A 13,462-nucleotide genomic window follows, 5' to 3' on the forward strand; every position below is an offset into this window, starting at 1 on the left:
TCGCTGGCCATCTCAGCCCCACACCCTAGCTTCGCGCGCATGTGGTGAAGGACTGCCGGGTAGCGATGATGGTTGCACGAGTGACGGACCACCCATGCCCGCCTACCCCTGTCTAGTCCGGATACGGCGGAAATCTTCCGGTGAGATCGCGCACTTCCGCACGCGCCGTACGCGGATCGACCTCGTCCCGCAGCACCCCCGAGAAGAGCACCGCGATGCGTGCCATCTCCGGCTCGCCCATGCCCTGGGTGGTGACGGCGGCGGTGCCGAGGCGCAGGCCACGCCCGTCCCCGAAGGGCAGCGCGCATGTGTCGAGGACCATGCCGGCCGAGGCCAGCCGCCCCCGGGCGGTCGGGCCGTCGATGCCGAGCGAGGTGGGGTCGGCCGTCAGCAGATGAGTGTCCGTGCCGCCGGTGGTGATCGCGAGGCCCTCGGCGCCGAGCGCGGCCGCGAGGACCCTCGCGTTGGCGACCACCTGATGGGTGTACGCGGCGAAGGCCGGGGTCTCCGCCTCGCCGAACGCGACGGCCTTGGCGGCGATCGTGTGCATCTGGGCGCCGCCCTGCGTGAACGGGAAGACGGCCCGGTCGATGCGTCCGGCGAGCTCGGCCCCGCACAGGACCATGCCACCGCGGGGGCCGCGCAGCACCTTGTGCGTGGTGGCGCAGACGACATCGGCGTACGGCACGGGGTTCGGCGCCGCTCCCCCGGCGACCAGGCCGATGGGGTGAGCGGCGTCGGCGATGAGGTAGGCGCCCACGTCGTCGGCGATGTCGCGGAAGGCCGCGTAGTCGATGTGCCGGGGATAGGCGATCGAGCCGCAGACGATCGCCTTGGGGCGGTGGGCGCGGGCCAGCGCGCGGACCTGGTCGTGATCGATGAGGCCGGTCTCCGGGTCGACGCCGTAGGGCACGAAGTCGAACCAGCGGCCCGAGAAGTTCGCGGGCGAGCCATGGGTGAGGTGGCCGCCGTACGGGAGCCCCATCGCGAGGACGGTGTCGCCGGGGCGCAGCAGGGCGGCGTACGCGGCGAGGACCGCGGAGGAGCCGGAGTGAGGCTGCACATTGGCGTGCTCGGCGCCGAAGAGCCCCCTGGCCCGGTCGACGGCGATCCGCTCCGCCACGTCGACGAGCTCGCAGCCGCCGTGGTGACGGGCGCCGGGGTAGCCCTCGGCGTACTTGTTGGCGAGCGGGGAGCCGAGGGCCGCGAGGACGGCCGGCGACGTGAAGTTCTCGGCGGCGATCAGTTGCAGCGACGTGGCCTGCCGGGCCGCCTCGCCGAGCATGATCTCGGCGATCTCGGGGTCCTGTCGGCGCAGCACGTCGAAGCCGGCGTGCGCGTACGTCGCACCGGCGGGGGTTTGTTCAGTGGTGACCGGCATCTTGGGCTCCGGGCCTCGCGGGGGTGACCTCAAAACCAATGTAGGCCCGCACCGCCCGCCGCGCCCGAAACTCAGGTACGAGCGGGTAATCCGGCAGACACTGTCACTACGTTCGGCGGCAGGCCGGAACAACCGTCACGGCCGTCACCACGGGATCCGGCGCCTCGCCGAGCCCCGCCCCGACGCGCCACTCGCGCCGCTCGGCCCCAAAGGGCCTCCCCGGCTTCGCAGTGCCGCGCCGGGACTCCGTCCGCCGGTTCAACGGCAGGCCGGAACCCCCGTCAAGGCCGTCACCACGGGATCCAGCGCCTCGCTGATCTCCTCGCCGACCGAGCGGAAGAACGGCAGAGGCGCGCCGTACGGGTCGTAGACCTCGTCGGCCTCGGCGTTCGGGGCGAGAAGCCACCCGCGTAGAGCCGCCGCGGCGCGCACCAGTGCGCGTGCGCGCTCCACCACGCCGCCGTCCAGCGGGTCGGGCAGCGTGGCCGGATCGATGGCCTGGACGAGGCGCGTGAACTCCTTCAGCGTGAAGGTGCGCAGGCCCGCGCTGTGGCCCATGGAGATGACCTGGGCGCGGTGGTCGCGGGTGGCCGTGAGGACCAGGTCCGCGCGGATCACATGGTCGTCGAGGAGCTCGCGCCCCACGAAGCCGGAGGCGTCCGCACCGAAGTCCGCGAGGACGGTCTCGGCGTTGGCCTCCATGGGCGCGCCCTCGTGGCCCCAGGTGCCCGCGCTCTCGACGATCAGACCGCGTACGAGGGGGTTCCCGAGTCTGCCCACCAGGGCATGCCGGGTCAGCCGCTCGGTGATCGGCGAGCGGCACACGTTGCCGGTGCTGACATGGAGGATGCGGAAGGAGTCCCCGGTGCCTATGCCACGCCCCGTCTCAGGGGCTGTCAATTCGCCACCTCGAGGTCGGGAACGACCTTGCGCAGCTCGTCCGCGGTCAGGGCACCCGCGCGCAGGAGCACCGGAACCTTCCCGGTCACGTCGACGATCGAGGACGGGACGATGCCGGGCGTGGGGCCGCCGTCGAGGTAGACGGAGACGGAGTCGCCGAGCATGTCCTGCGCGGCGTCGCAGTCCTCGGGGGCGGGGTGCCCGGTGAGGTTCGCGGAGGAGACGGCCATGGGGCCGACCTCGGTGAGCAGCTCGATCGCGACCGGGTGCAGGGGCATACGGACGGCGACGGTGCCACGGGTGTCGCCGAGGTCCCACGCCAGGGACGGCTGGTGCTTGGCGACGAGCGTGAGGGCGCCCGGCCAGAACGCGTCGACGAGTTCCCAGGCCATCTCGGAGAAGTCCGTGACGAGGCCGTGCAGCGTGTTCGGGGAGCCGATGAGGACAGGGGTCGGCATATTGCGGCCGCGCCCCTTGGCGTCCAGCAGGTCGGCGACGGCCTCGGCGGTGAAGGCGTCGGCGCCGATGCCGTACACGGTGTCGGTGGGCAGCACGACCAGCTCACCGCGGCGGACGGCGGACGCGGCTTCACGCAGACCGGTCGTACGGTCCGACGCGTCGTTGGTGTCGTATCGCCGAGCCATTTAGCGGGCCTCCTCGTACACGAAGTACACGTAATCCATGCGAGAGATGCGGGAACTGCTGGTGCTGTTACTGCTGTTGCTGCTGTTGCTGCTGTTGCTGCTGTTGCTGCGCTGATTCTGTCGCGTCACGGCATCGCCTTGCGGGCGGTCGCGAAGCGCGGGCGGTTGTTCAGGTCGGGGTGGTCGGCGGCGTCGGCCCAGCCCCGTTCCTCGGTGAAGATCCACGGGACCTGGCCGCCCTGGGTGTCGGCGTGCTCCACGACGACGACGCCACCGGGGCGCAGCAGGCGGTGCGCGGTGCGCTCGATGCCGCGGATCAGATGGAGCCCGTCCTCGCCGGAGAACAGCGCGAGTTCGGGGTCGTGGTCGCGGGCCTCGGGGGCGACGTACTCCCACTCGGTGAGCGGGATGTACGGCGGGTTGGAGACCACCAGGTCGACCTGGCCGTCGAGCTCGGGGAAGGCCTCCAGGGCGTCTCCCTGGCGCAGGTCGACCCTGGATCCCTCGACGTTCTTGCGCGTCCAGCGCAGGGCGTCCTCGGACAGCTCCACGGCGTGCACACGGGAGCGCGGGACCTCCTGCGCGAGGGCGAGCGCGATGGCGCCCGAGCCCGTGCACAGGTCGACGATGAGCGGCTCGACGACGTCCATGGCCCGTACGGCGTCTATGGCCCAGCCGACCACGGACTCCGTCTCGGGCCGCGGCACGAACACGCCCGGCCCCACCTGGAGTTCGAGGTAGCGGAAGTAGGCGCGCCCGGTGATGTGCTGGAGCGGCTCACGGGCCTCGCGGCGCGCGGTGACCTCCCAGTAACGGGCGTCGAAGTCCGCGTCCTTGACCAGATGCAGCTCGCCCCGCTTCACGCCGTGCACGAAGGCGGCGAGCTCCTCCGCGTCGTTGCGGGGCGAGGGCACGCCCGCGTCGGCGAGGCGCTGGGTGGCCTGGGCGACTTCCGCGAGCAGCACGCTGCGGGGGTTTGGGGGTCGCCCCCCAAGATGTTGCTGCACGCTGGTCCTCCGGGGCTGAGCTGGTCTTTTTTTGGTGTGGCTTAGGCGGCGGCGAGCTTGGCGGCCGAGTCGGCGTCGAGGCAGGCCTGGATCACCGGGTCGAGCTCACCGTCGAGCACCTGGTCCAAGTTGTACGCCTTGAAACCGACGCGGTGGTCCGAGATGCGGTTCTCCGGGAAGTTGTACGTACGGATCTTCTCGGAGCGGTCGACCGTGCGGACCTGACTGCGGCGCGCGTCCGCGGCCTCGGCCTCGGCCTTCTCCACGGCAGCCGCGAGAAGCCTGGAGCGCAGGATACGCATCGCCTGCTCCTTGTTCTGGAGCTGGCTCTTCTCGTTCTGGCAGGAAGCGACGACTCCGGTGGGCAGATGCGTGATGCGCACCGCGGAGTCCGTCGTGTTGACGGACTGGCCGCCGGGGCCCGACGAGCGGTAGACGTCGATGCGGAGGTCGTTCGCGTGGATCTCCACGTCGACCTCCTCGGCCTCGGGCGTCACGAGGACGCCGGCCGCGGAGGTGTGGATACGGCCCTGCGACTCGGTCGACGGCACACGCTGCACGCGGTGCACGCCGCCCTCGTACTTCAGACGGGCCCAGACGCCCTGGCCGGGCTCGGTCGCGCCGTTGCCGCCCTTGGTCTTCACGGCGACCTGGACGTCCTTGTAGCCGCCCAGTTCGGACTCGGTGGCGTCGATGATCTCGGTCTTCCAGCCGACGCGCTCCGCGTACCGCAGATACATGCGCAGCAGGTCGCCGGCGAAGAGGGCCGACTCGTCGCCGCCCGCGCCCGCCTTGACCTCGAGAATGACGTCCTTGTCGTCGTTGGGGTCCCGGGGGACCAGCAGGAGCCGCAGCTTCTCGGTGATCTCCTCGCGCTGCTTCTCGAGGTCCTTGACCTCGGCGGCGAAGTCCGGGTCGTCCGCGGCGAATTCACGCGCGGTCTCGATGTCGTCACCGGTCTGCTTCCAGGAGCGGTAGGTGGCGACGATCGGGGTCAGCTCGGCATAGCGCTTGTTGAGCTTGCGCGCGTTCGCCTGGTCGGCGTGGACCGAGGGGTCCGCGAGCTTCGTCTCGAGATCGGCGTGCTCACCGATGAGGTCCTCGACGGCCTCGAACATCTCCGGCTCCTGAAGTGAGGTACAGCGAAAGGGAACGGCCACCGGCCAGGCCGGGGAAGACCCCCGGGTCCCCGGCCAACCAAAAACAAGCACGCCGGTCCCGGCCCGCCCCGAAGGGCGGCCGTGGACCGGCGCAAGTGGCTCGCTACTTGTTGGCGGCAGCAGCCTTGCCGAAGCGGGCCTCGAAGCGGGCCACGCGGCCACCGGTGTCGAGGATCTTCTGCTTGCCCGTGTAGAACGGGTGGCACTCGGAGCAGACCTCGGCACGGACGGTGCCGCTGGAGATCGTGCTGCGGGTGGTGAACGACGCGCCACAGGTGCAGCTGACCTGCGTCTCGACGTACTCGGGGTGGATGTCGCGCTTCAAGGTGTCTCCTATGATCTCGGAGGGCTCCGGGTCGCTTCCGCGGATTGCGGTGGCGTGAACCGGGGCCGACGTACCAGTCTGCCAGGACTGGCCGTATCCCCCAAAACCGGGGTCGGTGCGGAACTATTCCCGAAGGGTCACCGACGCGTGGTGACCTGCGCCCGGTGGCCGGCTAGTGGCTGGTCACGACGGAGCCCGCGGAGCCCTTGTCACCGGCGGAGCCCTTGAGCGCGGACGCCGGAACGGGCTGGTCCGTCTTGAGTGCCGCCCAGACCTTCGCGCCCGCCTTCTCCAGCGGGAGTACGCGGTTCGGGTCGGCGGGGTCGTACTGGACGGGGAGCGTCACCATCTTCATGTCGCCCGCGCCGATGCCCTTGAGGCCGCCCGCGAAGCCGACCAGTTCGTTGACCGAGTTGAGCTCGGAGTCGGTGGTGACGGCGCTGGTGGCGGTGTCCGCGAGGTCGTAGAGCTTCTTGGGGCTGGTGAAGACGCCGACGTCCTTGATCTGGTTGATCAGCGCCTTCATGAAGGCCTGCTGCAGCTGTATTCGGCCCAGGTCGCTGCCGTCGCCGACGGCGTGCCGGGTGCGGACGAGGCCGAGCGCCTGCTCGCCGGTGAGGGTGTGCTTCCCTGCCGCCAGGTGCAGATGGCTCTTGTTGTCGTCTATGGCCTGCTGGGTGGTGATGTCGACGCCACCGAGGGTGTTGATGAGCTTCTTGAAGCCCGAGAAGTCGACCTCGACGTAGTGGTCCATGCGGATCCCGGACATCTTCTCGACCGTCTTGACGGCGCAGGCCGGGCCGCCGACCTCGTACGCCGTGTTGAACATCTGCTGGCTGCCGCCCGCGACCGTGTTGCCGGCGCTGTCGGTGCAGGTCGGGCGGGTGACGAGGGTGTCGCGCGGTATGGAGACCACGCTGGCCTTCCGGTGGCCCTTGTACACGTGGACGACCATCGCGGTGTCGGAGCGGGCGCCGCCGCCGTCCTGCCCGTACTTGGCGTTCGCGCCCGAGCGCGAGTCCGAGCCGAGGACGAGGATGTCCATCGAGCCGTTGTCGACGTTCGCGGGGCGGTCGGGGCCGAGCGCGGCGTTGATGTCGACGCCCTTGAGGTTCCCGTTGAGCTTGAAGTACAGGAAGCCGGCGCCCGCGCCCGCCAGGACGACGAGTCCCGCCGCGGTGCAGGCCGTGATGACGAGGGCCTTGCTGCGCTTGGCGCGCGGCTTGCGCCGACGGCCGCCGCCTCCGGTGCCGCGGGTGGGGCGGCTCGGATCGGTGGTCGCGGGGCTGCTCTCGTCGGGCATGTGCTCCTCAGTCCTCAAGCGCTCGGTTGGCCGGTTACCCCCTGTTTGCAGGGTCAGGCGCGGACGGACGTCTCTTCGTCCGTCTCTTCGCGAGACGTGGAAACCGTGAAGAAGGGTTGCACAACGCGCTGTGCCCGCCGCGGGGCGCGCGACGGGCACAGAGAGTGCTGACGAGAGCCGGTCATCCGGCTCTCACCTGCGGATTTATCCGAAGATGTTGTACTGCGTGTAGCCGGTCCCGATCTTGATCCGTGTGGCAAAGATCTCCGAGGAGGCGGTCCCCGTGCCCGGGTACAGGTAGAGCGTGCCGCCGGGCGTGCGGGCCACGTAGTCGGCCTTGCCGTCGCCGGTCACGTCACCCGGCGCCGCGAACGCGTTGTACCCGTCCCAGGTGCGCACCTGCACGCCGGTCTCGAAGGGCGCGGACGCCTTGCCGGTGCCCTTGAGGAGGTACAGCTTGCCGCCGCTGCCGCGGGCGATCAGGTCGCTCCTGCCGTCACCGGTGAAGTCGCCCTTGCCGCGCAGGGAGTTGAAGACCTGGTAGCCACTGCCGACGGTGGTGCGGGTGCCGTACGTCCCGTCGCCCTTGCCGGGGTACAGGTAGAGCGTGCCGCCGGAGGTCGCCGACAGCAGGTCGGGATACCGGTCGCCGGTCACGTCGCCGGGCACCACGATGAACTTCCGCGTCGCCCAGTCGCTCGCGATCTTCGTGTCCGTGTACGTCGAGCTGGACGCGGACCGGTGCCGCCAGTAGACGTTCCCGTCCGAGCGGCGGCGGATGACGAAGTCCTGGTAACCGTCGCGGTTCATGTCGGCCTGGAGGACGAGGTTGTACGCGCTCCAGGACCCGCTCAGCGTCTTGCGCGTGGCGAACCCGCTGCCCGTGGACTCCTTGACGTAGCCCTTGCCGCCGGAGGAGGCCCGGACGAAGAGGTCGGCCTTGCCGTTGCGGCTGATGTCGGTGTCGTCGATGCGCGGACGGACCTTGGGCTGGTACGTGGAGACCTTGGTGAAGGCCTCGTACGTGCCGGAGACGTTGCAGAGTTGCTGGCCCTGGCTGATGCCCCAGGAGACGATGCCGACGACCTTGTCGCCCACGACGAGCGGACCGCCCGAGTCACCCGGGCACGTGGTCTTGCCGGTGCTGTCGTCGCCGGTGCCGAGCTGTCCGGCGCAGATCATCTTCCCGGCCTGGAAGTACGGGTCCAGGTTCTGGGTGCAGGCGTCGTCGGAGTTCAGCGGCAGGGTGACCTTCTGCAGCTGGGACGCGATGTCGGCGGTGTCCTCGTTCGAACTGGTCAGACCCCAGCCGTACACGGTGGCGTTCGTGCCGGCGGCGTACAGCGCGCTGTCACCCGGGCCGGCCAGCTCCAGGGTGGTCTGGGCGACCGGCTTGGCGAGGGTGAGCAGGGCGACGTCGTTCGTGATGGCGTCGGGGTCGTAGCCGTCGCGCACCCAGCTGCGGGTGACGTCGATGTACGTGGCGCCGTTGCCGGCGACGGTGACGCTCTTGCTGGTCCCTACGGCGACTTCGCCGTACTTGCCCCAGTCCTGCCGGTTGCCGTTCTCGTCGTGCACGCAGTGCGCGGCGGTGAGCACCTTGTTCGGCGCGACCAGCGTGCCGCCGCAGACGAAGTACGAGCCGCCCGCGGGGTCGTTGTAGACGAGCTGCAGCATCCAGGAGGCGGCGCTCGCGGTGCCGCCGATGATGCGGGGCGTGACCGTCCTGTCACCGCTCGGCGACGGCGACGCCGCCGCCGCGGGCTCCGCGGTCTTCGTGCCGGGCGGCGGCTGCACGACCCGGCCGGTGTCGGACTCCCCCGCGTAAGAGGTGACGGCGAACGCGCCCGCGCCGATCAGGGCGAGCCCGGCCGCCGCGGCAGGCAGCACCTTGCCGAGTCTTCGGCGGTGCCGGCCGGAGCCGGATACAGATATGTCCACGCAATTCCCCCCAGGGAGCGATGAGTTGAACGTTGGATGAAGAGCGCGATCGTACAACCCGCCCCGGAGCGCACAAAGGGCCGCCCCCGTCACATCCGTGACGGGGGCGGCCCTTGAGCGGTGCTACCGCTCAGCGAAGCGATCAGTCGTTGCCGTTGCCCGGCGTCGGCGTCGTCTTCGCGATCTGCATCAGGAACTCGGCGTTCGACTTCGTCTGCTTCATCTTGTCGAGAAGCAGCTCGATGGCCTGCTGCGAGTCGAGCGCGTGCAGCACCCGGCGCAGCTTCCAGACGATCGCCAGCTCTTCCGCGTTGAGCAGGATCTCTTCCTTACGGGTGGAGGACGCGTCGACGTCCACCGCCGGGAAGATGCGCTTGTCGGAGAGCTTGCGGTCGAGCTTGAGCTCCATGTTGCCGGTGCCCTTGAACTCCTCGAAGATCACCTCGTCCATGCGCGAGCCGGTGTCGACCAGCGCGGTGGCGAGAATGGTCAGCGAGCCGCCGTCCTCGATGTTGCGCGCCGCACCAAAGAAGCGCTTCGGCGGGTAGAGCGCGGTCGAGTCGACACCACCGGACAGGATGCGGCCGGAGGCCGGCGCCGCCAGGTTGTAGGCGCGGCCCAGACGCGTGATCGAGTCGAGCAGGACGACCACGTCGTGACCCAGCTCCACGAGACGCTTGGCGCGCTCGATGGCGAGCTCGGCGACCGTGGTGTGGTCCTCGGCCGGGCGGTCGAAGGTCGAGGAGATGACCTCGCCCTTCACCGACCGCTGCATGTCGGTGACCTCTTCCGGACGCTCGTCGACCAGGACGACCATCAGGTGGCACTCGGGGCTGTTGACGGTGATCGCGTTGGCGACCGCCTGCAGGATCATGGTCTTGCCGGTCTTCGGCGGGGCCACGATCAGGCCTCGCTGGCCCTTACCGATCGGCGACACGAGGTCGATGATGCGGGTGGTCAGGATGCCCGGGTCGGTCTCCAGACGGAGCCGGTCCTGCGGATAGAGCGGCGTCAGCTTGTTGAACTCCGGCCGCCCGCGCCCGGATTCGGCCGCCATGCCGTTCGCCGAGTCGAGGCGGACGAGCGCGTTGAACTTCTCGCGGCGCTCGCCGTCCTTGGGCTGGCGGACCGCGCCGGTGACGTGGTCACCCTTGCGCAGGCCGTTCTTGCGGACCTGGGCGAGCGACACGTACACGTCGTTCGGACCGGGCAGGTAGCCGGAGGTCCGGATGAACGCGTAGTTGTCGAGGATGTCCAGGATGCCCGCGACGGGGATCAGGACGTCGTCCTCGGAGACCTGCACCTCGTTGCCGAAGCCGGCCTCGTCGCGGCCACGACGGCCGCGGCGGTCGCGGTAGCGGCCACGGCGTCCGCGGCGGCCGCCCTCGTCGTCGAAGTCGTCCTGCGGGCCGCTGTCACGCTGACGGTCCTGGCGCCCGCCGCCCTGCGGCTGACGGTTGCCACCGCCCTGCTCCTTGCCCTGCTCGTCGCCCTTGCCACGGCGGTCGCCGCGGTCACGGCCACCGCGCTCACCGCGGTCGCCGCCACGGTCGCCGCGGTCACCGCGGTCACGACGGTCACGGCGCTCGCGACGGCCCTCGGCGCCGTTGTCACCGGCGTCGCCCTTGGCCTCGCCCTGGGCGTCCGTCTTGGTCTCGGTCTTCGCCTCGGCCGTGACGGTCTCGGGGCTGCCGGCCTCGGAGGTGGCACGGCGGCGTCGGCGCTCGCCGCCCTTTTCGTCGCTCGCCGGCTGACCGGGGATGTCGATCTGCTGCTGAGCGGTGGCCTTCGCGGCCTTGGCGTCTTCGGCCTTGGTCGCCTTGGCGGGGGCCTCGGTGCCGTTCGCCGTGGCCTCGTCGCCGGTGCGCGCCTTGGAGGCGGCGCGGCGCTTCGGCTTGGTCTCGGTGGTGTCGGCGCTCTTCGCGGGAGCGCCTCCCCCGGCCTGCGCCTCCTTGATGACCTCGATCAGCTGGCTCTTGCGCATACGCGCGGTGCCCCTGATACCGAGGCCCGATGCGACCTGCTGGAGCTCGGCCAGCACCATGCCCTCAAGGCCGGTACCGCGGCGCCGCCGGGAGCCCGCAGCGCCGGCAGCAGGCGCATCCGCATCGGCGGAGGGCGCGGCAGCGGAGCTGTCGGCGCTCACGCCCATCAGATCGGTGGTGTCGCTCACGAAGGGTCCTTCCCTGGAGCGGACGTCGGCCTGTCTGGCTCGGCGACCGGTTGTGCTGTCCGGCGGTGGTCCTGTCGGTATGGACCGTGCCGGGGCGGTGGTCCGCCAACGCGGCGGAAGAATTCATTAGGTGACGGCGAGTCCCGAAGCCGCGGGTTTCACTGGAATGTCTGTGTCACCCGGCTCGATCACACCGGTTCCGGAGCATGCTCGAAACGACTCAGTGCACGGCACAGAGCAATTTGCGGGGCTCCCGGAAGAATGGTTGTCCCGGAGGGGGACACACAGCACCTCGCCATGGTGGGGTCGGGTGCAGACTTGAGGTTAACACTACCGGATCCAACAAATATTCCCCCTCTCGAATTCCGGCAACCGTGTCAGTGGGCAAGCGGCAGCACGCTCGCTCCGTCGACATCGAGGTCGAGGCGGTTCGCCGCCCATCCCTCACCGGCCAGCCGGGCGACCTTGTCGGCCGCTGACTCCTCCACAAGGGCAAGGACCGTGGGGCCCGCCCCTGAGATCACCGCGGGAACGCCGTCGGCCCGCAGCCGCTCCACGAGTGCGAGGCTCTCCGGCATCGCGGGAGCCCGGTATTCCTGGTGGAGCCGGTCCTCGGTGGCGGGCAGCAGCAGCTCGGGGCGCCTCGTGAGGGCCTCTACGAGCAGGGCCGCTCGGCCCGCGTTCACCGCGGCGTCCACATGCGGGACGCTGCGCGGCAGGAGACCGCGCGCGGTCTCGGTGAGTACCGGCTTTCCCGGTACGAAAACCACCGGAACGATGGAACCCGCGGGGTCCATCCTGATCGCCCGGGCCGCGCCGCCGTCCATCCAGGAGAGCGTGAAGCCGCCGAGCAGGCAGGCCGCGACATTGTCCGGGTGCCCCTCGATCTCGGTCGCGAGCTCCAGCAGGGCCGCGTCGTCGAGGCGGGCGTCGCCGCCTATCGTCACGGCGCGCGCGGCGACGATGCCGGCGCAGATGGCGGCCGACGAGGAGCCGAGGCCGCGGCCGTGCGGGATCCGGTTGGCGCAGACGACCTCGAGGCCGCGCGGCTGTCCGCCGAGCAGGTCGAAGGCGGTGCGCAGGGAACGTACGAGCAGATGGGACTCGTCGCGCGGAAGGGTTTCGGAGCCCTCACCTGCGATGTCGATGTTCAGGCCGGAGTCGGCGACCCGGACGACCACGTCGTCGTAGAGACCCAGCGACAGGCCGAAGGCATCGAAGCCCGGGCCGAGGTTGGCGCTGGAGGCGGGGACGCGCACCCTGACGGCGGCGGCGCGGAAGGCGGGACCGGCCATCGCTCGATGACACTCCTTGAGCTGCGGTTCTGGCGTGATGAACGAGGTGACTGCGGTAGAGATCCGATGATTGCTGCCCGTGTGAGAACCCGAAGGCCGCGGAGGCTACGACAACGCCTGCGGCACCGCGGCATATGCATATGCGGCGGGGTGGGTTCGGTACAGCTTATCGAAGGAAGGTTCTGTGGCGACATAGGGCGCACAGGAGGCGCACGATGCGTGTCGTAAGCCCCCTGTGCACCCCCTGTGCGGAGTTGACCGGTCCGGTCCGCTTACGCCAGGCCGAGGCGCTCGGCCGCGGTGACTGCGTCGACCGGGACGGTGACGGGCTGCGGGGCGCCCGCGACGGCCCAGTCGGGGTCCTTGAGGCCGTTGCCCGTGACGGTGCAGACGATCTTCTGCCCCTTGTCGACCTTGCCCTGCTCGGCGGCCTTGAGCAGACCGGCGACGGAGGCGGCCGACGCGGGCTCCACGAAGACACCCTCCTGGGACGCCAACAGCTTGTAGGCGCGCAGGATTTCACGGTCCGTCACTTCGTCGATGAAGCCGCCGGACTCGTCACGGGCGGCCAGCGCGAAGTCCCAGGACGCGGGGTTGCCGATGCGAATCGCGGTGGCGATCGTCGACGGGTCCTTGACGATCTCGCCGCGCACGATGGGCGCGGAACCGGAGGCCTGGAAGCCCCACATGCGCGGAGTGTGCGTGGCGATGCCGTCCGCCGCGTACTCCTTGTAACCCTTCCAGTAGGCCGTGATGTTACCGGCGTTGCCGACGGGAAGGACGTGGATGTCGGGCGCGTCACCGAGCGCGTCGACGATCTCGAACGAGGCGGTCTTCTGGCCCTCGATACGGAACGGGTTGACCGAATTGACCAGCGCCACCGGGTAGTTCTCGGAGAGGGCGCGGGCCAGGTTCAGGCAGTCGTCGAAGTTGCCGTCGACCTGGAGGATCTTCGAGCCGTAGACCAGCGCCTGGCCCATCTTGCCGAGCGCGATCTTGCCCTGCGGGACGAGTACGGCGCAGACCATCCCGGCGCGCACGGCGTAGGCCGCGGCAGAGGCGGAGGTGTTGCCGGTGGAGGCGCAGATGACGGCCTGCGCGCCCTCCTCCTTGGCCTTCGTGATCGCCATCGTCATGCCGCGGTCCTTGAAGGACCCGGTCGGGTTGGCACCCTCGACCTTGAGGTGGACCTCGCAGCCCGTGCGCTCGGAGAGCACCTGGGCGGGCACGAGCGGCGTGCCGCCCTCGCGCAGCGTGACGACCGGCGTGGTGTCGGACACCGGAAGCCGGTCGCGGTACTCCTCGATGATTCCGCGCCACTGGTGGGTCATTG

The 13,462-nt window shown here is 70.1% G+C and carries 12 protein-coding genes; all 12 read right to left on the reverse strand.

Going from position 1 to position 13,462, the window contains the following annotated elements:
* Positions 1 to 112: 112 nt before the first annotated feature.
* The 12 genes from glyA to thrC all read right to left on the reverse strand — a co-directional run bounded on the left by glyA (position 113) and on the right by thrC (position 13,460).
* On the reverse strand, positions 113 to 1,381 hold the full coding sequence (glyA, locus tag OG456_RS11975) for a serine hydroxymethyltransferase (protein WP_266560044.1): 1,269 nt from the start codon (positions 1,379 to 1,381) through the stop codon (positions 113 to 115).
* A 258-nt stretch (positions 1,382 to 1,639) separates the two neighbouring features.
* Positions 1,640 to 2,281, reverse strand: a complete 642-nt coding sequence (locus OG456_RS11980; RefSeq protein ID WP_266560046.1) for a protein-tyrosine-phosphatase — start codon at positions 2,279 to 2,281, stop codon at positions 1,640 to 1,642.
* Positions 2,278 to 2,925 (reverse strand): L-threonylcarbamoyladenylate synthase, encoded by a 648-nt coding sequence (locus OG456_RS11985; protein WP_116509888.1) that lies wholly within the window; start codon positions 2,923 to 2,925, stop codon positions 2,278 to 2,280. The genes OG456_RS11980 and OG456_RS11985 overlap by 4 nt, the downstream gene beginning before the upstream one ends.
* Positions 2,926 to 3,054: a hypothetical protein gene (locus tag OG456_RS11990; RefSeq protein ID WP_266560049.1), complete on the reverse strand. Its 129-nt coding sequence runs from the start codon at positions 3,052 to 3,054 to the stop codon at positions 2,926 to 2,928.
* On the reverse strand, positions 3,051 to 3,890 hold the full coding sequence (prmC, locus tag OG456_RS11995; RefSeq protein ID WP_100595862.1) for a peptide chain release factor N(5)-glutamine methyltransferase: 840 nt from the start codon (positions 3,888 to 3,890) through the stop codon (positions 3,051 to 3,053). Before prmC ends, OG456_RS11990 begins: the two co-directional genes overlap by 4 nt.
* An 83-nt stretch (positions 3,891 to 3,973) precedes the next feature.
* Positions 3,974 to 5,050 (reverse strand): peptide chain release factor 1, encoded by a 1,077-nt coding sequence (prfA, locus tag OG456_RS12000; RefSeq protein WP_266560054.1) that lies wholly within the window; start codon positions 5,048 to 5,050, stop codon positions 3,974 to 3,976.
* Positions 5,051 to 5,195: 145 nt separating this feature from the next.
* A complete protein-coding gene (rpmE, locus tag OG456_RS12005; RefSeq protein ID WP_100595864.1) occupies positions 5,196 to 5,417 on the reverse strand; it encodes a 50S ribosomal protein L31 in 222 nt (73 codons plus the stop codon).
* A gap of 172 nt (positions 5,418 to 5,589) precedes the next feature.
* Positions 5,590 to 6,720 (reverse strand): LCP family protein, encoded by a 1,131-nt coding sequence (locus OG456_RS12010; protein ID WP_266560057.1) that lies wholly within the window; start codon positions 6,718 to 6,720, stop codon positions 5,590 to 5,592.
* Positions 6,721 to 6,924: 204 nt separating this feature from the next.
* Positions 6,925 to 8,661 carry a trypsin-like serine protease gene (locus tag OG456_RS12015; RefSeq protein WP_266560059.1) on the reverse strand — a complete coding sequence of 579 codons (1,737 nt, stop codon included), beginning with the start codon at positions 8,659 to 8,661 and terminating at the stop codon, positions 6,925 to 6,927.
* Between the two features lie 142 nt (positions 8,662 to 8,803).
* Complete coding sequence (rho, locus tag OG456_RS12020; protein ID WP_266560061.1) at positions 8,804 to 10,834, reverse strand: transcription termination factor Rho; 2,031 nt, start codon at positions 10,832 to 10,834, stop codon at positions 8,804 to 8,806.
* Positions 10,835 to 11,211: 377 nt separating this feature from the next.
* Complete coding sequence (gene thrB / locus OG456_RS12025; protein WP_266560063.1) at positions 11,212 to 12,129, reverse strand: homoserine kinase; 918 nt, start codon at positions 12,127 to 12,129, stop codon at positions 11,212 to 11,214.
* 272 nt (positions 12,130 to 12,401) lie between these two features.
* Positions 12,402 to 13,460 (reverse strand): threonine synthase, encoded by a 1,059-nt coding sequence (gene thrC, locus OG456_RS12030; protein WP_266560069.1) that lies wholly within the window; start codon positions 13,458 to 13,460, stop codon positions 12,402 to 12,404.
* Between the last annotated feature and the right edge of the window lie 2 nt (positions 13,461 to 13,462).

The organism is Streptomyces sp. NBC_01446 (genome assembly GCF_026340095.1).
GTDB lineage: Bacteria > Actinomycetota > Actinomycetes > Streptomycetales > Streptomycetaceae > Streptomyces > Streptomyces aureus.

What these genes read in the sequence shown, in the direction of transcription:
- glyA (WP_266560044.1), bottom strand. Translation starts at nt 1,381, where the DNA reads ATGCCGGTCACCACTGAACAAACCCCCGCCGGTGCGACGTACGCGCAC.
- prfA (WP_266560054.1), bottom strand. Translation starts at nt 5,050, where the DNA reads ATGTTCGAGGCCGTCGAGGACCTCATCGGTGAGCACGCCGATCTCGAG.
- OG456_RS11985 (WP_116509888.1), bottom strand. Translation starts at nt 2,925, where the DNA reads ATGGCTCGGCGATACGACACCAACGACGCGTCGGACCGTACGACCGGT.
- OG456_RS12010 (WP_266560057.1), bottom strand. Translation starts at nt 6,720, where the DNA reads ATGCCCGACGAGAGCAGCCCCGCGACCACCGATCCGAGCCGCCCCACC.
- thrB (WP_266560063.1), bottom strand. Translation starts at nt 12,129, where the DNA reads ATGGCCGGTCCCGCCTTCCGCGCCGCCGCCGTCAGGGTGCGCGTCCCC.
- thrC (WP_266560069.1), bottom strand. Translation starts at nt 13,460, where the DNA reads ATGACCCACCAGTGGCGCGGAATCATCGAGGAGTACCGCGACCGGCTT.